We start from the raw sequence: 20,294 nt of genomic DNA on the forward strand, positions 1-20,294 counted from the left end.
CCTCCGTCCGGAGGATCGCATGACGCTGGCGGAACGTTTCGCCCGGCTGCCGACGGCAGCCAAGCTTCTGCTCATCCTGACCTCCGTCCTGCTGCCGATCGGGATCGCGCTCGCCTGGATTGGCGAAAGCGGGATTCGGCAGGCCAATACCGCGCTGGAAGGCCGCGACCAGGACCAGTCACGCGCCGCCGTCGGATCGATCGAGAGCCTGATTGCGCGGAACGCGCTGGCGCTTCGCATTGCGGCCAATGGAGCCCTTGCAAGCGGCACGAACGGAGCCTGCGAACGGACGACGCAGTCGCTTTCGATCGCGCCTGCCGTTGCGCAGAGCTTCGAACTGGAAACGCCCGACGGCAAGCCTCTTTGCGCAATCGGCAAGGTCGGAGACACCGGTGACCTGCCCGTGGTGGGGCCGGGACAGATTCGAGTCCGCATCGCTCCTTCAGGGGATGGCGTCGCAATCCGCGTTGGCGTCGACAAGGGCGAGGCAACGGCGGTTCTTTCGACCGACGAGCTTCGGACGGCGGCCTCGCAAGTTGCATCAACCCTCCGCAGCCTGGTGCTTCGCGACGACATGCGTGAGCTTCGTCTTCTGGGTCCCGCTCCTGGCCCCGATCCAAGCCTCACTTTCAGCGACTGGCCGATCAGCAACAAGGATCTGTACGCACGAATCGGCATGGCGCACCGCAGGATCGCGACCATCGATCGGCTGCTTCTGCTGCTTCCCCTCCTGATGTGGATTGCCGCTGCCCTCCTCACCTGGCTGCTGGTCAGCCGCCTCTTGATCAGACCGCTCAAGCATCTCGAGCAGGCGGTCGTTGCCTATCGGCCCGGCGAGGGCCCTCTCGTCCTCCCGCAGAAACTCGGGCCCAGTGAGGAAATCCAGGAACTGCGCGACGCATTCGGGCGCGCAATCGCCCGCGCCGAGGAATCGGAGCTTGAAATGAGCGGAGCTCTCGAAGGGCAGCGGCGCCTGGTGCGCGAGGTCCATCACCGCGTGAAGAACAATCTCCAGGTGGTCGCATCGCTTCTGAACATTCACGGCCGCAGTGCCGAGAGCCCCGAAGCCCGTGGGGCCTATGCCGGGATCAGCAGGCGCGTCGGTGCACTCTCGATCGTCCACCGGAACCACTTTGCCGAAATGGAGGAGAACCGCGGGATCGCTCTTCGGCCGCTGGTTACCGAGCTTGCGGCGGAACTGAGGGCAAGTGCGCCGGACGCAGCCCGCGGGCTGATGGTCGAACTCGACATCGATTCTCTCAATACGACGCAGGATGCCGCGGTAGCGGTCGCGTTCCTGGTCACGGAAGTCGTCGAATTCGCGATGCTGCACGCGCCCAAGGAGCCGGTCGAGCTTTCGCTGCGGCGGACGAGCGAGCTCACGGCCCGCCTCGCGCTCACCAGCCCGGTCCTTGTGCCCGACGAGAAGGACGATCCGGAAAAAGTGCAGTTCGAAAGGATCGTCGGCGGACTTGCCAAGCAGCTGCGATCCGCGCTCGACCGCAAGCTTGGTCGGTACAGCGTAGATTTGCCTGTATTTCCATCAACTTAGCCGCCCCCGCCAGTCGTTACGGCGACAGCCAAAAAAAACGCAAAAGTTTGAGACAGCCCGGAACCCATTTCGAAGAACGGGCGTTATGCTGTTCGGATAGTGACCTTTTGCCCCCCCGCTCTCGCTATCCGCTTAAATGGGCCCGGAACCGCCAACCCTCCCCCCCCCCGGTGGCGCTTCCGGGCCCTCTTCTGTCTGGGGCATTGTCACCACCTGAGGATTTGAACGCGACGCCCGGCGAGCCTCGCGCCAATGCGTCACGCGGATAGCGAGGATCGCAAGCTCGTAGAGGCCATAGAGCGGCACAAGCAGCATTAGCATCGAGACGACGTCGGGCGGTGTCAGGACGGCAGCGACCGCAGCGGAGGCGACAATCGCGTAGCGCCGCGACTTCGCAAGCTGCTCGCGGGTGACGATGCCGGCTCGCTCGAGAATCATGAGGAGAATCGGCAGCAGGAAGGCGGTGCCGAAACCGAAGAGGAATCTTGTGACGAAAGTCAGGTAATTTCCGACCCCCGGCAGCGCCTCCTGCTGGATGCCGCCGATATTGCCCTGGTAGCTGAGGAGGAAATGGAGCGCCCAGGGCATCGCTGCGAAATAGGCAAAGCATGCCCCCCCAGCGAAGAAGAACGGCGTCATGATCAGAAACGGCAGGAAAGCCTTTTTCTCCTTGGCGTAGAGGCCCGGCGCGACAAACCGCCAGAGCTGCGTCGCGATCATCGGGAAGGCCAGCATGATGGCCGCGAACAAAGCGACTTTCACCTGCGTGAAGAAGGCCTCGAATATGTCCGTGTAGATGAGCTTGCCCTGGCCGGCGCGCAGCAGCGGCTGGACCAGCACGGCGAATATGTCCTTGGCGAAATAGAAGCAGACGAAGAAGCAGGCGACGAGAGTTGCCAGCGACCACAGAAGCCGTCGCCGCAGTTCGATCAGATGCTCAAGAAGCGGCTGCTTGCTATCGTCGATGTCTTTCATGGCAGCGGCCGCTTTTCAGGCGGCAGCTCGTCTTCGGCCTGAGCTTCGGAGAACGGCAGCCTGGGTTCAGGGATGTCCGCGACCGGCGGCATCTCGTCGGGCTGGCCGACTTCACCGTGCTCGGGCTGTGCGGGATGGAGCCGCATGATCCGCTCATTCTCCTCGCGCCAGCGTTTCTCCATTTCCTCCAGTTCCGCCTCGCGCACCATGTTCTCGAGGCCGGCGGTGAAATGCCGGGCCATGCCGCGCACGCGGCCCACCCAGTAGCCGACGGTACGCATGACCTTCGGCAGATCTTTGGGACCAATGAAGATCAGTGCGAGGATGGCGACGACGGCCAGCTCGGAAGAATCAACGCCGAACATGAGCGTTGGGAGAGCTTAGCGGACTTCGTCGTCTCGCGGCGGCGGCGCCGCGGGCTCGGCGGGACGCGGCGTCACGTCGATCGGTTCCTGCGGGCGGGCCTCGTCGCGCGGAAGCTGGCGGGGCGGATCGGCACGGCGCTGCTCGTCATAGCGCCGCATCTTGTCATCATCCTCGTCCGCCATTCCCTGCTTGAAGCTCTTAATGCCCTTGGCGACGTCTCCCATCATCGCGGAAAACCGGTTCCCGCCGAACAAAAGCAGGACGAGGACCGCAAGAATCAGAATGTGCCAAATGCTAAAACCGCCCATCGGGGAAACTCCTTTGCGGGGCTATCTAGTCCCCTTGGTCGTCGCTTTCCAGCTGAAGCTGGAAGACTGACTCATCGAGCGGGTCCAAAAGTCCCGCCGCCTTGAGGTCATCGATCCCCGGCAGGTCGCGGCGCGAACCAAGGCCGAAGTGGGTAAGGAAATCCTGGGTCGTCGCATAGAGCAACGGCCGGCCGGGGCCCTCCCTGCGCCCGGCCGGCCGCACCCAGCCGGCGTCCATCAGCACGTCAAGCGTGCCTTTCGAAATCTGGACGCCGCGGATTGCCTCGATTTCCGCCCTCGAGACGGGTTCGTGATACGCAATGATCGCCAATGTCTCGGTCGCCGCCCGCGACAGGCGCCGCGGCTCCTCGCGTGTGCGGCGCAGCAGGTGAGCAAGGTCCGGCGCGGTCTGGAAGTGCCAGCGGCCAGCCCGTTCGACGAGCTCGATTCCGCGTCCTTCATACTGGCTGGCAAGCTCCTCCAGCGCTCCCTTGATCTCGCCTTCGCCCACATGCTCGGCGATTTCCTCGACGCCGAGTGGGGATGCCGAAGCAAAAAGCGTCGCTTCGATTGCTCGCACCAGCTCGTCCGTCACGCTGCCCTCTTCAGCCAAATCGGGGCGAACGCTTCGTCCTGGGCAATGTCGAGCCGGCCTCGCCGGGCAAGCTCGAGCGCGGCGAGGAAGCTCGACGCGAGACACGACCTTCGGAACTGCGGGTCAGTGGTCGAGGGAAGGAAGGTTTCGAGAAAGGTCCAGTCAAGCGCCATGCCGATCATGCGGCCCACGCGCTCGATGGCTTCGTCAAGAGTCATGACGGCCCGTGCATGGACCACGTGCATCGCGGGCGCCGTTCGGGCCCGGACCGCGCCATAGGCGGCAAACAGGTCGAAGTCTCGCACCTGCCAGGCGGCCTTGCGCACGAGCCTCAGCCCCTCCGGCGCCCCGCGCAGGAACACGTCCCTGCCGATGCGGTCACGCCCAAGCAGCCGCGCACCTGCCTCGCGCATCGCATCGAGGCGCTGGAGCCGCAGTTGGAGCCGCAAGGCAATCTCTTCAGGGCTGGGATCCTGCTCCGGATCCTTGGGCAGGAGCAGGCAGGATTTGAGGTACGCAAGCCAAGCCGCCATCACGAGATAGTCGGCAGCGATTTCCAGTTTGAGCGCCCGCGCCTCAGAGAGGTAGGCGAGATATTGTTCGACGAGCTGAAGGATCGAGATCTGCGCAAGATCAACCTTCTGCGCGCGGGCAAGGGTCAGCAGAAGGTCGAGGGGACCCTCCCAGCCGTCGAGATTGAGATTGAACTCATCCGACTGGCGGAACGGCCGTTCCTCGAAATCCTCGTCCACGGCAGGGATAATAACCATTAGTTGTGGCCCTGCGAAGGCAGGGCCACATTCTGTTGGGGATAACTAGTGCCGGCGGCGGGGTGCCGCCACAGGCGTTCCGCCGCGGGCCTCGCCGACTGCGTCGTAGACGAAACGCTCGACGTCCAGACGCATCGAGTGAAGCGCGTCAGGGTTGAGATAGACCATGTGGCCGGACGGATAGTAGCGGAACTGGAGGTTCCGTGCCTGCGCCGGCTCGAGCATCATGTGGTTGAGATCATATTCGGTGCCGAAAAATGGCGTCGCCATGTCATACCAGCCGTTCAGCGACAGGACCTTGAGATAGGGATTCTGGCGCATGGCCGCGGCAAGATCCAGCGCCGTGTCCGGAGACTGCAGCGGGAAGCGCGCTCCCGGCGCCTTGTGGTTCCAGTCCCACTTGAAACCCTCTTCCTCGCTCGCGCTCGCCCGATACGCCATGTTGGTCTGGTAGCCGAGATCGCGTGCCAGATAGGTGTTGAGCGTGCCGATGAACGCGCCGCTGATGGCCGTATCGGAAGCATCATAGTCCGGGCTCTCGCCGGCGGCATCAGGATCGACGCCGGTATAGCGCGAATCGTAGCGGCCGATCGTTTCACGCTCGCTCCGCAGCAGCTCCTTGCGGAAACGGGAGAGGTCGACGCGCAGGTTGGCCCGCTCGATGAACTCGGGTGAGAGGCCGGTGAGTGCGCTCATCTGCAGCGCAACCGAATGACGCTCCTCGGGGCTGATGGTCTGACCCTTCTCGAGGGCTGCTGCATAAGGTCCCTGCGCGAACGCCCGGGCCTCGGCCGCGGCCTGATCAACGGTTGCGGGAGCATTGGCCATTTTGTGGTGGTACCAGGCCGTCGCCGCATAGCTCGGCAGATAGTTGAGATAGTCCCGGTCGAGCCCAGGCTGGCGCCGGCCGTAATTCATGATCGAGGAGAGGAGAATGACGCCGTTCAGCGCGAGTCCGCGGTCCTGGAGCTGGTAGGCAAGCGCGCCTGAACGCGTGGTTCCGTAGCTCTCGCCGAACAGAAACTTGGGGCTGTCCCAGCGACCGAACTTGGTCACGTAGCGGATGATAGCGCGGGAGAATGCGTCGGCATCCTGGTCGACGCCGTAGAAATCGCTGCCCTTCGCATCGCCGAGCGGCCGCGAATATCCGGTGCCGGGCGCGTCGATGAAGACGAGATCGGTCGAGCCGAGCAAGGTGTCCGGGTTTGCGCCGAAGTTGAACGGGGCCGGCCGGATCGTCTCCGGATTTCCGGTCTGGATTCGCATCGGTCCGAACGACCCCATGCGCAGCCACAGCGATGCCGAACCCGGCCCGCCATTATAGAAGAACATGACGGGGCGCCCGGCGCTTGACGCGCCGTCGGCCGTGTAGGCGGTGTAGAAGATGCTTGCCTTGGGCTTGCCCGCGACATCCCGAATGGTGAGCGTGCCGGCAGTCGCCGTGTAGGGAATTGTGCGGCCGCCAACCGATGCGCTGTGCCGCGTCTGCACCGTGCGCTCATCTACCGGCGCGTCAGCATAGCCCGACTTTGCCTGCTCGATCATCTGTTCGCTGTGGATCGCATCGAGGCTCTTGGGCTTGTCGCCGGAAGACCCTGCGTTCTGGGCGAGAGCAGAGGTCGAAAGCAGCAAAGCGGCAGCGGACGCAGCAAGCATGAAGCGCATCAGGAACCTTCTCTTTGGATAGGGTAACAGGAAACTGGCCCGAACTTGGCGCCAATCCTGGCCAACGCGCATGACGGTCGACGAAGAGGCCTGTAGCGTCGACGAACGACGGACTAGACGAGCGCGAGCAACTGATCGCGCTTGGCAATTTCCTCAGCAAAATCAATGCGGTCGAGATCGATTCGAGTCTCGGCCATGGCGCGTTCCAGTCGATCGTGGCCTTCCGCGCTCATCGCAGGAACCGCGGCTGCCACCGCGACCATCTCGTTCATCTTGCCCGAGCAGTGCAGCGCAACGTCACACCCCGCTGCGATCACCCCTGCGGCGCGGTCCCCAAAATCACCGCGCAGCGCCTCCATGCCAAGGTCATCGCTCATCAGCCAGCCGTCAAAACCGATCCGCTCCCTGATGATGTCGCGGATCACGATCGGCGAAAGGCTCGCCGGCCGGTCAGGGTCCCAGGTCGTATAGACGACGTGGGCGGTCATCCCCATCGGGGCGGACGCGAGCCGCTCGAACGGCTCGAGGTCGGTCTCGAGGTCCGCGGCAGACGCACTGACGACCGGCAGTTCCTTGTGGCTGTCGACGAGCGCCCGGCCATGTCCCGGCATGTGCTTGATGATCCCGACAACGCCTGCCGACGCCATGCCGGTCAGGACGGCGCGGCCAAGCGCTGCGACCTGCATCGGCTCGGATCCGAGCGCGCGGTCGCCGATGATGTCGCTTGCACCCTCCTGTCGGACGTCGAGCAGCGGCAGCGCGTTGACATTGATGCCGGCCGACCGGAGCATCAGAGCAAGCGCCCGTGCATTGGCGCGGACAGCCTCGATCGCCGAAGAAGGCGCTGCGCGGTAGAGGATCGCGAACTTCTCGGCTGCGGGAAAGGCCGGCCATTCAGGCGGCCGCATGCGGGCGACCCGGCCCCCTTCCTGGTCGATCAGGATGGGAAGGTCGTCCTTGCCTGAAAGCGCACGCAGGCTGTCGGTGAGCCGCAGTAGCTGATCCGGCGTTTCGCAGTTCCGCCTGAACAGGATGAAGCCGGCGGGCTCCGCGTCACGGAAGAAGCCTCGTTCCTCGTTCGTGAGCGCAACGCCCTCAAGTCCGTAGATCGCGGCCTGCATTATTGCGCGACGAAGCAATTCTCGCCGGCGGCCTTGAGGGTCTGGCAGACCTGCTTGGCTTGGGCCGGCGAAGGCGCACCGGCGCGCAGCCGAATGCCTCCCGAGAACGGTATGATCATCTTGCTGAGCGATGCGACGCTCGGGAATCGGGCCGACAGGACGGTCCATGCGCGCTCGGCCTGCGCCTGGTTTGCGAAGGCGCCGAGCTGAACGATGCTGCCGGACCCGCCAGCGGGCGGCGATGCCGGGGCCTCGGCCGCCGCGGGCGCCTTCGCCTCGCCCGCAGGCGCGGGCTTGGGCGCGGTCTTCACAGGCTTTGCGACAGGAGTCTCGGGCAGCTTGTTCAGGTCGAGCTGCGAATCCTTGTCCTCGCCCGCGCTCGTCTCGAACGCGGTCTCGCTTTCGCCGTTGATGTCGAGCCCGCCCGGGTTCGGAGGCTTGATCTTATAGGGTCCTGGCGGCGCCTTGATCAGCTCCGGCGGTCCGTTCACGACCGTGTCCCGTCGGCCAAGCCAGAAGAATGTCCCGGCGACCACCACGCCGGCAAGGACCACGACGGCAAGCGCGACGAGCATGCGCCGGGCCGAGATGCCGCGCGGCTCGTCCTCGTCTTCGACGGGCGCGAGCCACGGCAGAGGCTCATCCAGGCTACGGTCGTCGGTCACCGTTCGACCTTGGCCTTCCACGGAAGGCCGACAACAGCGCAGCTCAGCCCGATGCGCTGCATCCGCTGGCAGAGGATCTCGGAATGCGCCTGCGAGGTGGTGCCAACCTGGAAGCGGTAGAAGGCCCGCCCCCTGGAATTGCGGCTCGTTCGCACGACCGCAGGCAAATGAGCAACGGCCGGATAGGCGCGGACCATGAACCACCAGCCCCGTTTGGCCTGGTGAGTGGTCCCGAAGGCGCCGATCTGGACGAGTCTGCCCGAGGCCCCCTGGAAGATGCGGGGGTCCCAAGGCTTGGGGGGCACGAACCGGGCCGGTTGAGGCGGCGGGGCGATATTCGCCGTTTGCGCCGCCAGCTTCTCCCCGGATGAGGCTTCGGGAGCCGGCGCTGCGTGGGATTTGGCCGGTCGCGGAGGGACAACGTGCACCTCGTGAATGGGTGTGGGTCGGACCTCGGGAGCGGCAACAGGCCGAACCTCTGGCGGAGCGGAAATCCTGACTTGCGGCTCCATTGCCCGCGGAGCGGGCAAATGCACCGTGGTCGACGCCTCGCCGCGCGTGCGATTTTGGGGACCCTGCGTGTTCAAGCTGCGGGCTCCGAGCCAGAAGGCACCGGCCACGACGATCGCGATCGCCCCCCCTACCGTCCAGGGAACGACCGAACCTGGCTGCCGCCTCACGGGGGCCGGCGAAGGTTCGTCTGGGAGCCACGGCAGCCGGTCAGGGGCCGCCGTATCGACGCGGCTCATCAACGCATCTCCTCGGTTGCAGCGACCCCCATCAGATCGAGGCCGCTTCTGATGATCTGCGCGATTCCCATCGCGAGTTCCAGCCGCGCCCGCGAAAGTTGTGGATTATTCTCGATGAGGAAACGGCGGTCGGGAGCATCGTTTCCGCGGTTCCACAGGGCATGGAACTCGGCGGCGAGATCATAAAGGTAGAAGGCAATCCGGTGCGGCTCGTGCGCAAGCGCAGCACTTTCGAGGACTCGCGGATATTGCGACATTCGCTTCACGAGCCCGAGTTCCTCCTCGTCGAGGAGTGCAAGGTCGGCCTCTTTCCCAAGGTCGAGACCCGCCTCGGCCGCCTTGCGCTTGAGCGAGCTGATCCTTGCGTGCGCATATTGGACGTAGAAGACAGGATTGTCTTTGGAAGCCTCGACGACCTTGGTGAAATCGAAGTCCAGCGGAGCGTCGGCGCGTCGCGTGAGCATCATGAAGCGGACGACGTCGCGGCCGACTTCGTTGACCACTTCCGCGAGCGTCACGAAGTCGCCTGCCCGCTTGCTCATCTTCACCGGCTCACCGCCGCGGAACAGGCGGACCATCTGGACGAGCTTGACGTCGAGATCGACCCGCTTGTCCGTGAGCGCGGTAACCGCGGACTGCACGCGCTTGACCGTCCCGGCGTGGTCGGCGCCCCAGATGTCGACGAGGTGATCCGCCTCCTTGGCCTTTTGCCAGTGATACGCGGCATCGGCGCCGAAATAGGTCCAGCTGCCGTCCGATTTCTTCATCGGCCGGTCCTGGTCATCACCGAATTGGGTCGAACGGAAGAGAGTGAGTTGAACCGGCTCCCATTCGTCGTGCGGACTGAGGCTCTTGGGACGTTCGAGCGTGCCTTCATATACGAGGCCCTTGCCCCGGAGCACCTCCATGGCCTCCGTGACCGCGCCACTCTTCTGAACCTCGGCTTCGGACGAGAACCGGTCGTGGTGGATGTTGAGAAGGCCAAGATCGTAGCGGATGAGGTCCAGCATCGCCTTGATTGCAGCCTCGCGGAACACTGGCAGCCATTCGGCCTCCGGCTTTCCGACATAAGTGTCGCCATGTTCAGCAGCGAGGATCGTGCCGACGGGCTTCAGATATTCGCCCGGGTACATTCCCTCGGGGATCTCTCCGATGTCTTGTCCGAGGGCCTCAAGGTATCTCAGCTGAACGGACCTTGCGAGCGTATCGACCTGGGCACCCGCATCGTTGACGTAATATTCCTTGGTGACGCGGAATCCCGCGGCCTCCAGAAGCCGCGCAAGACTGTCGCCGACGACCGCGCCGCGGCAATGCCCCATGTGCAGCGGGCCCGTCGGGTTGGCGGAGACATATTCGACGTTGACGCGTTCGTTGGCGCCGACGGTCGAAAGGCCATAGGCCTCACCCTGCATGAGGATCGTGCGCAGCTCGTCGCGCCACGCATCGGGCACGAGGCGAAGGTTGATGAAACCGGGCCCGGCGATTGCCGCAGAGATCACCGTCGGCACGGCCTCGAGCTTGCTCTTGATCAGCTCGGCAAGCGCGCGCGGGTTCGTGCCCGCGGGCTTGGCAAGCACCATTGCCGCGTTCGTCGCGAGGTCGCCGTGAGACGGATCTCGCGGCGGTTCGACCGTCACGATCCGGCGATCGAGGCCCGCTGGCAGCGACCCTTCGGCGACGAGGTCATCAAGCACTCCGTCAAGGAGCGCGGAATATTGGGCGTAGAGGCTCAATTCGCGTCCACCACTGCTGGGAAGCGGCGCCTCTAGCGCAGCAAGGCTCGCGCGTCACCTCTTCAAGGTGTCAGTGACGGACGTATTGGCACGTGGCGGCCCAGGCGAAGCGATCGGCCGAACTGGCGCTCGCCTGGCCGGATCGGCAGCGTGCCTCGATGGCCTGCTGGTCCGCGCGCGAGGCCTGTCCGATGGCGCGGCCAAAGCTCTGTATTGCCTCCTCGATAGCCGAATCGCGGTCATCGCCGCTGTGCAGTTTCGTAAGCATCAGCTGCGGCTCGGGCGCTGCAACCAGACCCGGGTCAGGGTTGCCGAGCGGTGTCACGATCAGCGGTTCGCCGGGTGCAGCAGCCGATGGCCCGGCGAGCACGACCAGCATTGCCGCGCACAATGCGCTTCGAACAATGACCCGCTTGCACCCCATCGGCCGCATCATCGCGCGTGGTGGTTAAGGAAAGGAAACCGGGTCCTGCTAGCTGAGCACCAGCGCCGCCTGGAGCGCCGATCCACGGCTTTCGGGGAAGAGCGCCCTCATCACGTGCGCAGGCTCGAGCCCATAGTGCTGCGCCAGCGCGCCTGCGATGAGCGCATCGAGATCGGTCGTCGGCTTGAGGTCGCGTCCCTCGTAGAGCGCCGCGTCCGACAGGCCGGGCCAGTCGGCAATCACCTTGCCTCCAGCGATACTGCCGCCGAGGAGCATAGCCGCCGAGGCCTGACCGTGGTCGGTTCCGCCAGTCCCGTTGGGTCGTGCGGTGCGCCCGAATTCGGTAGCAACGATCACCAGCGTATTCGACCATTCCGCCCCAAGGCCGGTGCGGAGGGCGGCCAGCGTCTGGTCGAGGTCCCTGAGCTGCGCGTTCAGGCGACCGCGCTGCGCGGAATGCGTATCCCAGCCGTTGGTCTCGATCATTACGACGCGCGCACCTTCGCCAAAAAGCAGCATCTTGGCGGCGAGCGTTCCAGTCGCAGCGCCCTTCTGGCCGCCTCCGGCCTGCATCGAATTTCCTGCCCTCGTGCGCGTCTCCATCGCGGCCGACCACAACGAGTGAAGCTGATGGTCGCTGTCGTAGAGAGCATCGACGCGGGCGAGCAGTTCATCGGACGGACTGGGCAACTGGCTTGCGGCGTAGGAGGAAACCTCGTGAGCGCCCCTCAGCGCCATGGGCACGGTCGACGAGAGCGCGAGCGCCCTTGCCTCCAAGGCGGGAAGAAGGCCGAGCAGGCGATTGATCCAGCCATCCTTTAATCGATAGGCTGCCGAGCCGCCTGTCTCGAGCACGTTCTGGCCATCGAAATGGGAGCGGTCGCGGTACTGGGACGCCGCTGCGTGAACGAACAACGCCTGCCTTTGGGAGTACATCCTCCCCACCTCGGTCAGCGCTGGATGAAGTGTGAAGAAGGAGCCGAGCTTTGTCCCTCCTGCCGAATCCTGGGCAAAATCTCCGCGGACGGCGGCAAAGCCTGGGTCCCCTGTTGGAGCGACTATCGAAAGTCCGTCGGCCGCTCCTCGTTGAATGATGAATACGAACCGACGCTCGGTGTTGGCGTTGGCCAGGGCCAGGCTGGGCGATCCCAAGCCCGCAAGGGCCGAGACCGCGGTTCCGGAGACGATGAAGGTCCTGCGCGTGAGCATGGTCATCTCCTAACGAACTCGGGGCTGACGAGCAGAAGTGCGAGCCCCTCGGCAGGGCTTTCGGCACGCGCGATGGCAGTGCGCGTCGAAGCGCTGAGCGAACCTGGAAAAAGCTCTTCGGCAAGAGCCCTGGCGTCGATCGTCCTGCCTCCCCTGTCGGCGAGGCGCTGCGCGACTTCGACACGGCGCACGAGCGCATCGGGCCCGGCCCAGCTTGCCGCGACATCATCCCAGCCAGCTGGCGATCCCGGCTGCCACGTGGGCTGGCCGAGTTGCCGAAGGAGGTTCGCTGCAGCCGGGGCGTCCAGGGTTCTCAGATCCATTGCCCGGAGCGCTGAAACGGACCACTCCCACGGCGTCTTGAACTTGAGAGGCTGGGGCAGCCAGGGTTCCGGGGATTCGATGAGCGCCCGGTAGACGCTGGGAAGCTTGCCGCCGCTCGACAGGTAGGCCCTGCTCAGCCTTTCGATCAGCGACGAAGGTGGGTCGTCGCCTGCAAAGTGGCGGGCAAGCTTCGTCGATAGATGCCTTGCGGTCGCGGGGCTTTGGGCGAGGTCGAGAAGAACTGCGCGGGCCTGGGCTTCGCCGGATTGGCCATATCTCTTGCCGATGATGGTCCGGGTGCCTGGCTCATGGAGTACGTCCGCAAAATGGAACTGGCCGGGAGTGCCGCCGATGAGGCGGGCGGCGGGACCCCGGCCGAGACCGCTCACAGTCCACCCTGTGAGAGCGCGGGCAAACTCGGTCACGTCTGCCTGGCTGTAACCGGTCCTGACACCAAGCGTGTGCAACTCCATGATCTCGCGCGCGAGATTCTCGTTGAGGCCGCGCTTCTTTCCGCCGCGCAGGGCCGCAAGCTCCCCGGCGCGCGAATTGGGACCGATCGACTGCGCCTGGTCGAGATAGACGAGCATCGCCGGGTGCTGCTCGACGGCGATCAGCATGTCGGAGAAGGTGCCCAGCACATGTGGCCGGATGGCCTCGAACTCCAGCAGGCCCGCAAGACCGATCACCGGCAGCTTGTCGATCGAGACTGCAAAATGGTTTGCCCAGAAATGGACGAGTCGCTCGACGAAGGGGCTGTCCGTCGTGAGCGCTGATTGAAGCCGCGCGGAGTTCATCACGAGATAGTCCTCGCGGATACTCTGCCTCAGATAGCGTTTTACCGGATCGGCTTGCTCGTCGCCCTGCTGCTGCGGCATCCCCGTCAACATCGAGGCAGGCTGCACCTGCCGGCGCGCTCGGGCCGCCGTCTGTTGCTCCTGCAGATAATCGGCAAGCTGGCCGATGACGTCGGCGCGTTGCGGCACCTGGGTTAGCGCCTGTGGACGCGCATCGAACCGGTCAAGTTGCCGCACAAGCCAGCGCCGGGCGTCGGCTGGCGACTGATCCCCGTGCCGGGCGCCAAGCCCGAAGCGGCTGAGCGCGATCGTCGACGATTGCATCCCCGTCTCCTCGCGGGACGAATATCTTCAGCTCAGCTGAACGCGCTGTGAAGCGACATTCCTAGAACCTGTCCGCCGGGAGATTGACCGGGCCGACCAGCTCCTCGTGCCGGGCAATGGCGAAACGGTCCGTCATGCCCGCGATAAAATCGCCGATCGTACGCAGCCGGTCTCTTTCGTCGGCATCGCATTGCCAATGCTTCGGCAGCAGCGCCGGATTGGCGCGATAAGCGGCAGCAAGATCCGATACGACACGCTCGGCTTCGATCCGCACCGGCTTGAGCTCCGGTAGATCGTAGAGCCGCGTGTAGAGAAACCGCTTGAGTTCGCGCTCCTCGACCGCGAGCTCGCCTGAAAAGCCGGCCAGAGCCCCATCGGCGGACCGCACGTCGTCGATCGTCTTCACGCGCGATGAGAGTACCCGCCGCTCGGTTTCCGCAAGAACGTCGCTCACCATGTAGCCGATCATGTCGCGCACCAGCGCCCGCTGCCGCTTTTCGACCGACGCTTGCGGATGACGCTTTTCGATCACCTTCCACAGTCGACTGACCAGCGAGAGCTGAAGGAGCTCGTCCAGATCGAGCAGGCCGGCTCGAAGTCCGTCGTCGATGTCATGATTGTCATAGGCGATATCATCGGAAATGGCCGCGAGCTGGGCTTCAAGGCCGGGCCAGCTTGCAAGGTCGAGGTCCCATTCCGCGTTGGCTTGGGACATTGCCCAGGTCTGCACACTGACCGGACCGTTGTGCTTGGCGAGCCCCTCCAGGCACTCCCAGCTCAAGTTCAGGCCCGCGAAGTCCGGATAGGGCGTTTCGAGCGTGGTGACGATGCGGATGGTATGAGCATTGTGATCGAACCCGCCGGCTTCCTTCAGGGCAGCGTCAAGCGCGTCTTCGCCTGCATGGCCGAAGGGCGGGTGACCAAGGTCATGAGCAAGGCAGAGCGCTTCGGTGAGGTCTTCATTGAGACCCAGGGCGCGGGCCATCGTGCGCCCGATCTGGGCAACTTCGAGACTGTGGGTCAGCCGGACCCGGTAATGGTCGCCATCGGGGGCGACGAACACCTGAGTCTTGTGGCGAAGCCGTCGGAACGCGACCGAGTGGATCAGGCGGTCGCGGTCGCGCTGGAAAATGTCTCGCGGTCCGCGCGGACCTGAATTGAGTTCGGGATGAAGGCGGCCGCGTGATCGGACGGGGTTGGCGGCGACACCGGTGGGAAGTTTCATCCAACAGGAAGTGGCGCAATCCTGTCAGCTTGTGAATTGCTCCATTGAAGCGGCTCGACGCCGATCGTCTCCAAATCCTCCGAAAAGGTATCTGCATCCGACTTACCTCGGAACGGACCCACGACGAGCCGCGCGCCGTCGCTGCCCCGGGCAACATAGGGCTTGATGCCCTGGAACACGTCCGGGTTCTTCGCCCTCATCCGGCGGAACTGCTCTGTCAGGGAATCGACGTCCGACCCGCTCGCCAGCTGAAGCCAGATGCCCGGCTGAAACGAGCCAGGTGCCCGCTGGGCCAGGCCTGGAGCAGGGTGGGGCGCATAAGCGAGCTGTAACGGCGGGTGCCAGGCCGCCTGCGGAGCGGCGGACGCCGCCGGAGCGGGAGCCGTTCGAAGCAGCGAATCGATACCCGACAGCCGATCTGTGCTGACACTGGTTACTGCAGCAGCCGTCGACATCGGTCTCACCGGAGCGGCCGACGCGTAAGCGACCCCGTTCGAATCGGGGAAGATTCCGAAATTCACGGCGGCTGCCTTTTGCGCCGCCGAAAGGGCCGGCAATCGCTGGAGCAACGGCGCGACACCGTAAGCGGAGCCGGGCATGGCGGCATTGATCGCGCTCATCGCAGAGGCGGAATCGCCCGTCAGCGCAAGAACGAATGCGCGGACCCGGGCAACTCCAGAATCGCCCTTTGCCGACAACGGCGCGAGCGCTTCGAGCGCTCCGTTGCGGTCACCGCCGATCGCGAGACTGAGCGCCAGGCGACGCCGGGCCTCCTCCGCATCACGGCCGGCGAGCGCCATCCGATAGTCTGCCTGCGCCTGGGACTGCTGTCCCATCAGGTCATAGGCAAGGCCGCGATCGCAGGCGAAACTCGAAAGCGGGAGGCCAAGCTGCTGCGCGCGCTTGAAGTAAGGAAGCGCAGCCTGCGGCTCGCCATTGGCGACGGAAACCGCGCCCATGCCTGCCTGTGGCAGAGGACTGCGAGGATTAACGTCATCGGCACGCGCAAAGAAACCTGCTGCCGCCTGTGCGTCGCCAAGCTGGAGCGCCGCCTTTCCAGCGCCGATCAGGGAGTCGAAATCTTTAGGGTCGGACGCAAGCTCGCGGACATAACGCGCGAGCGCAGCCGCGGGGCTCTCATCATATGGCGAATAGCTGCCCTGCGCCGAGGCCGGTGGAGCAACCGCTGCCGCGAGCGCTGATGCGGCAATTGCAGCCGCCAATCGAAAATGCACCAATCCCCTCATCATCCCTCCCGGTGGCGCATGGAATCTTGCAATAAGCTTTCTGCCTAGAGGGTTTACGCTGACCCGTGCGAACGAGGCGGTGAGAAGCCCGCTTTCCAACGAAAAAGGGCGGCCCGCGGGCCACCCTCTCTCATTTTTCCCGAACCGCCTACTGGTTGTTCTGGCGGTTGAGGAAGCGCGGAATATCGATCGGCTCGGGTTTGTAATCAGACTCGTCCGGATCGATCTGAGCCTTGGGGGCGCCGCGGGCAATGTTCGACATGCGCTCGAAAAGCGTGCCGCCGCCGGACGACGAAGTCGGAGCGTCAGCTTCGTCCTCGTCGGTGGGCGGGGCAATCGGCGGAGATCCGACTGGACTGGTTAGAATATCGTCCGCGCCGAGGAGAAGCTCGTCATCGCCCTGCTCCGCAATCGTCTCGGGGGCGAGCTCCTGCTCGGTTGCCGGCTCGGCCGACTTGGCGGGAGCTGCAACGGGAGCCGACGAGCGAGCTGGGAAGCTGAAGACCTTGCCCGGCGTCGGCTGTGCAACCGCATCGGCCTCGATTCCGGTGGCGACCACGGAAACGCGGATCTTGCCGCCAAGGTCGTTGTTGAAGGCCGAACCCCAGATGATATTCGCGTCGGGATCAACCAGTTCCTTGATGTGGCTGGCCGCCTCGTCGACTTCCATGAGGCGCATGTCCTCGCCGCCGGTGATCGAGATGATGACGCCCTTGGCGCCCTTCATCGAGACTCCGTCGAGCAGCGGATTGGAAATCGCTTTTTCGGCCGCCTCGATCGCCCGGTTGTCGCCATCGGCTTCGCCCGTGCCCATCATTGCCTTGCCCATCTCGCTCATCACCGAGCGGACGTCAGCGAAGTCGAGGTTGATCAGTCCTGGCATGACCATGAGATCGGTGATCCCGCGGACACCCTGCTGGAGGACCTCGTCCGCCATTTCGAATGCCTGCTTGAAGGTCGTCTCGGAGTTGGCGAGTCGGAAGAGATTCTGGTTGGGGATCACGATCAGCGTGTCGACGTGCTGCTGAAGTTCGGCGATACCAGCATCGGCCGATCGTGAACGGCGGGCGCCTTCAAACGCAAAGGGCTTGGTGACGACGCCTACGGTGAGGATACCCTTGTCGCGGGCAGCCTTGGCGATGACGGGCGCAGCGCCCGTGCCAGTGCCTCCGCCCATTCCGGCTGCGATGAAGCACATGTGCGCGCCATCGAGCGAGCGGATGATCTCGTCGAGCGTCTCTTCGGCAGCGGCGCGGCCGATCTCGGGACGGGAACCGGCGCCCAGGCCCTGGGTGATCTTGAGGCCGAGCTGGATTCGGTGATCCGCGGTTGAATTGTTGAGCGCCTGTGCGTCGGTGTTGGCGACAACGAAGTCGACGCCCTGAACGTCCGCATTCATCATGTTGGCAATGGCGTTGCCGCCAGCTCCGCCGACGCCGATCACGCTGATCCGCGGACGAAGCTCGTCGACCTCCGGCCTGACGAAATCGATGCTCATGTCCCTAAACCTCCCCCAAGCACTGCAACGCGTTGAGCCTTCGGGGAGAATCTTTGAATCATTGCGAGTCGCAAGCCAAGGAAAAAAGTTAACGCAGACGAAAAAAGTGGGGATTGGTGTCGCCCGAAAGACTCACTTATCCACAAGATCGGCAATCGCCCGCGAGCTTCTCGCGGGACCGGGAGCGCCGGTCGTTTCCGCCCGCCCCGGGAGCGACCTGCCGCTCCGCAGGAGTCGCCCGGCTGACCGCACGGAGAAAAAGAAGGTCTTTTCCGGCCCTTGCGGCCCGCCTTCCTGATGAACTCTAGTTCATGGAACGTCGCCGCGCCGACACCCGTTAACCTTCGGTAACAGTAGGGAGGCGGAGCGATGAAGCGCAGCTGGCCAGCAACCATCCTGGCGTTCGTGATGGCGCTGATCGGGATCGTGCTGACCATTGGCGGCGCATGGCTCGCTAGTCTCGGCGGATCGCTTTATTATTTCATCGCCGGCATTTCGATGCTCGTCTCGGCGTGGCTCCTGTTCAAGGGTCGCCTGCTTGGCGGCTGGATTTACCTGGGCCTGTTCGTCCTCAGCGCGGTCTGGGGATTTGCAGAAGCGCGAGGGAATGCCTGGGCAATGGTGCCATGGCTGGTTGCGCCGCTCGTGCTGCTGATCGCCGTACTGCTTGTGATGCCCACGATGAGCGTCGCGGCGAACCGCTGGAAGTTCGCAGGCGGCGGCATCGCTCTTGGCGTCATTTTCGTCGCTGCAAGCTTTGCGCTGCTCGGCGCCGGTGGAGACCAGGTCATTGCTGCCCTTCCGGCGCAGAGTTCGCCTGGAATGAATGACCCATCGGGCTTTGCGACGGGCGCCGACTGGCAGGCCTATGGTGGTACCAATGCGGCATGGCGTTACACGCCGCTGACGCAGATTACGCCGGATAATGTCGGCAAGCTGCGCAAGGTCTGGGAAGTCCACACCGGCGGGATGCCCACCAGTCCCGACTATGCGAAGCTCTACGGCACGGAGAACACGCCGCTGAAAGTCGGCAACCTTCTCTACACCTGCACCGCAAAGAACGTCATCGTTGCGCTCGATGCGGCCACCGGAAAGCCGCAATGGCGCGTCGACCCCCATGTTCCCGACGCGTGGATTCCCTACACCACCGCGTGCAGGGGCGTTGCTTATTACAAGGTCCCGGGCGCGGCCGCGAACAGCCTCTGTGCAAGCCGGATTATCGAAGGGACGCTCGACAGCCGCCTGATCGCCGTCGATGCCCTTACCGGAAAGCCGTGCACCGACTTCAACGGCACGGGTCAGCAGGACACCAAGATCGGCATGGGCTGGGTGCCTCCCGGCTCTGCCTCCATCAATTCGGCCCCGACGATCGTGCGCGGCATCCTCGTCGTTCCGCACCAGATTCTCGATGGTCAGTGTCGGTGCGCTCCTTCGGGCGTGATCCAGGGCTTCGATGCGAAGACCGGCAAGCTCGCCTGGGCCTGGGACATGATGCATCCCGATTGGACCGGCTATCCCCCGAAGGGTCAGGTCTGGGCCCGCGGAACGCCCAATAGCTGGGCGACCAGCGCGGGCGATGAGAAACTTGGCCTCGTCTACCTGCCGATCGGTAACATGGCCGACGACTACATCTCGGCCGGTCGCACGCCCCAGGCAAACCAATATGCAAGCTCCCTTGTCGCCATCGACGTGACGACCGGAAAGCCCCGGTGGGACTTCCAGACCGTCAGCAAGGACGTCTGGGACTATGACATCGGCAGTCAGCCAAGCCTGGTCGACTATCACGGAACGCCAGCGCTTCTCGTGCCCTCGAAGCAGGGCGATCTATATGTCCTCGACCGTGCGACCGGAAAGCCGCTGACACCCGTCGGCTCGATCGCGGCGCCGCTCGGCGGAGTCGAACCGATGGAGCGGGCCGCCCGACAGATCGTGTCACTCTGGCATACGCTGAGGAAGCCTGATCTCGTCGAATCCGACATGTGGGGCATGTCTCCGATCGACCAGATGGTGTGCCGCATCCAGTACCGCCAGGCCGACTATCGCGGCTTCTACACGCCGCCGCGTCCAGACAAGTTCACCGTTCAATATCCAGGCTATAACGGCGGTAGCGACTGGGGCAGCGTGTCCGTCGACCCGGTCCGGGGCGTGATCATCGCCAATTACAACGACATGCCCAATTACGTCCGGCTCGTTCCGCGAGAAGCGGCGAACAGGCAACATATCGTCCCGCGGTTCGCGACCAGCGAACCGCCGAGCAAACCACACGAAATCGACCCGCAGTGGGGCGTTCCCTACGCAGTGAAGGTCGACGCCGGCTGGCGGATGCCGTTCACCAAGCTGATGTGCAAGCGGCCCCCCTACGGCGGGATCCGCGCCATCGACCTCGCCACTGGGAGGACGCTCTGGGACCGGCCGTTCGGCACGGCGCGCGAGAATGGACCGTTCAACGTTCCGACGATGTTGCCATTCGCGATCGGCACCCCCAACAACGGCGGCGCCGTCACGACCGCGAGCGGGCTCGTTTTCATTGCTGCCGCGACCGACGGTCTCATTCGCGCGATCGACGAGCGTAGCGGGAAGGTCTTGTGGTCGGTGCCCCTCCCTGCGGGAGGCCAGGCGACTCCGATCGTCTACCAGCAGGACGGGCGCGAATTTCTGGTGATCTTTGCCGGCGGCCATCATTTCATGGAGACCCCGATGGGCGACAGCGTGATTGCCTATGCGCTGCCGCGGTGAGAAGACCCGGG

The 20,294-nt window shown here is 64.4% G+C and carries 18 protein-coding genes; 2 read left to right on the forward strand and 16 right to left on the reverse strand.

Annotated features, from left to right (window positions below; all coding sequences use genetic code 11):
- The first annotated feature begins 19 nt into the window (after positions 1-19).
- Positions 20-1,552, forward strand: a complete 1,533-nt coding sequence (locus tag V8192_RS11065) for a sensor histidine kinase (protein ID WP_341633122.1) — start codon at positions 20-22, stop codon at positions 1,550-1,552.
- A gap of 132 nt (positions 1,553-1,684) precedes the next feature.
- On the opposite strand, the gene tatC is transcribed toward V8192_RS11065, so the two are convergent.
- The 16 genes from tatC to ftsZ form a co-directional block, all read right to left on the reverse strand.
- Positions 1,685-2,527 (reverse strand): twin-arginine translocase subunit TatC, encoded by an 843-nt coding sequence (gene tatC, locus V8192_RS11070; RefSeq protein ID WP_341633123.1) that lies wholly within the window; start codon positions 2,525-2,527, stop codon positions 1,685-1,687.
- Positions 2,524-2,892 carry a Sec-independent protein translocase protein TatB gene (tatB, locus tag V8192_RS11075; RefSeq protein WP_341633124.1) on the reverse strand — a complete coding sequence of 123 codons (369 nt, stop codon included), beginning with the start codon at positions 2,890-2,892 and terminating at the stop codon, positions 2,524-2,526. The genes tatC and tatB overlap by 4 nt, the downstream gene beginning before the upstream one ends.
- Before the next feature lie 15 nt (positions 2,893-2,907).
- Positions 2,908-3,201, reverse strand: coding sequence for a twin-arginine translocase TatA/TatE family subunit (locus V8192_RS11080; RefSeq protein ID WP_341633125.1), 294 nt, complete (start codon positions 3,199-3,201; stop codon positions 2,908-2,910).
- A 25-nt stretch (positions 3,202-3,226) separates the two neighbouring features.
- Positions 3,227-3,796 (reverse strand): SMC-Scp complex subunit ScpB, encoded by a 570-nt coding sequence (gene scpB, locus V8192_RS11085; protein ID WP_341633126.1) that lies wholly within the window; start codon positions 3,794-3,796, stop codon positions 3,227-3,229.
- Positions 3,793-4,566, reverse strand: a complete 774-nt coding sequence (locus V8192_RS11090; protein ID WP_373276342.1) for a segregation and condensation protein A — start codon at positions 4,564-4,566, stop codon at positions 3,793-3,795. The genes scpB and V8192_RS11090 overlap by 4 nt, the downstream gene beginning before the upstream one ends.
- 45 nt (positions 4,567-4,611) lie before the next feature.
- Positions 4,612-6,231, reverse strand: coding sequence for a S10 family peptidase (locus V8192_RS11095; protein WP_341633128.1), 1,620 nt, complete (start codon positions 6,229-6,231; stop codon positions 4,612-4,614).
- 113 nt (positions 6,232-6,344) lie between these two features.
- Positions 6,345-7,352 carry a beta-N-acetylhexosaminidase gene (nagZ, locus tag V8192_RS11100; protein ID WP_341633129.1) on the reverse strand — a complete coding sequence of 336 codons (1,008 nt, stop codon included), beginning with the start codon at positions 7,350-7,352 and terminating at the stop codon, positions 6,345-6,347.
- Positions 7,352-8,017, reverse strand: coding sequence for an SPOR domain-containing protein (locus V8192_RS11105; protein ID WP_341633130.1), 666 nt, complete (start codon positions 8,015-8,017; stop codon positions 7,352-7,354). Before V8192_RS11105 ends, nagZ begins: the two co-directional genes overlap by 1 nt.
- Positions 8,014-8,766 carry a hypothetical protein gene (locus V8192_RS11110; protein ID WP_341633131.1) on the reverse strand — a complete coding sequence of 251 codons (753 nt, stop codon included), beginning with the start codon at positions 8,764-8,766 and terminating at the stop codon, positions 8,014-8,016. The genes V8192_RS11105 and V8192_RS11110 overlap by 4 nt, the downstream gene beginning before the upstream one ends.
- Positions 8,766-10,499, reverse strand: coding sequence for an arginine--tRNA ligase (gene argS / locus V8192_RS11115; RefSeq protein WP_341633132.1), 1,734 nt, complete (start codon positions 10,497-10,499; stop codon positions 8,766-8,768). Before argS ends, V8192_RS11110 begins: the two co-directional genes overlap by 1 nt.
- 70 nt (positions 10,500-10,569) lie before the next feature.
- Positions 10,570-10,878, reverse strand: coding sequence for a hypothetical protein (locus V8192_RS11120; RefSeq protein WP_341633133.1), 309 nt, complete (start codon positions 10,876-10,878; stop codon positions 10,570-10,572).
- 93 nt (positions 10,879-10,971) lie between these two features.
- A complete protein-coding gene (locus V8192_RS11125) occupies positions 10,972-12,132 on the reverse strand; it encodes a DUF1501 domain-containing protein (protein WP_341633134.1) in 1,161 nt (386 codons plus the stop codon).
- A 2-nt stretch (positions 12,133-12,134) separates the two neighbouring features.
- Positions 12,135-13,577, reverse strand: coding sequence for a DUF1800 domain-containing protein (locus tag V8192_RS11130; RefSeq protein ID WP_341633135.1), 1,443 nt, complete (start codon positions 13,575-13,577; stop codon positions 12,135-12,137).
- A 61-nt stretch (positions 13,578-13,638) separates the two neighbouring features.
- Positions 13,639-14,802 (reverse strand): deoxyguanosinetriphosphate triphosphohydrolase, encoded by a 1,164-nt coding sequence (locus V8192_RS11135; RefSeq protein WP_341633136.1) that lies wholly within the window; start codon positions 14,800-14,802, stop codon positions 13,639-13,641.
- Positions 14,799-16,037 carry a tetratricopeptide repeat protein gene (locus V8192_RS11140; protein WP_341633137.1) on the reverse strand — a complete coding sequence of 413 codons (1,239 nt, stop codon included), beginning with the start codon at positions 16,035-16,037 and terminating at the stop codon, positions 14,799-14,801. The genes V8192_RS11135 and V8192_RS11140 overlap by 4 nt, the downstream gene beginning before the upstream one ends.
- Before the next feature lie 160 nt (positions 16,038-16,197).
- Positions 16,198-17,547, reverse strand: a complete 1,350-nt coding sequence (gene ftsZ / locus V8192_RS11145; protein WP_341633138.1) for a cell division protein FtsZ — start codon at positions 17,545-17,547, stop codon at positions 16,198-16,200.
- Between the two features lie 369 nt (positions 17,548-17,916).
- Between ftsZ and V8192_RS11150 the strand changes: the two genes are divergently transcribed.
- Positions 17,917-20,283: a membrane-bound PQQ-dependent dehydrogenase, glucose/quinate/shikimate family gene (locus tag V8192_RS11150; RefSeq protein ID WP_341633139.1), complete on the forward strand. Its 2,367-nt coding sequence runs from the start codon at positions 17,917-17,919 to the stop codon at positions 20,281-20,283.
- Positions 20,284-20,294: the final 11 nt, after the last annotated feature.

The sequence above is a fragment of the Sphingomonas agri genome, assembly GCF_038148795.1.
Classification (GTDB): domain Bacteria; phylum Pseudomonadota; class Alphaproteobacteria; order Sphingomonadales; family Sphingomonadaceae; genus Sphingomicrobium; species Sphingomicrobium agri.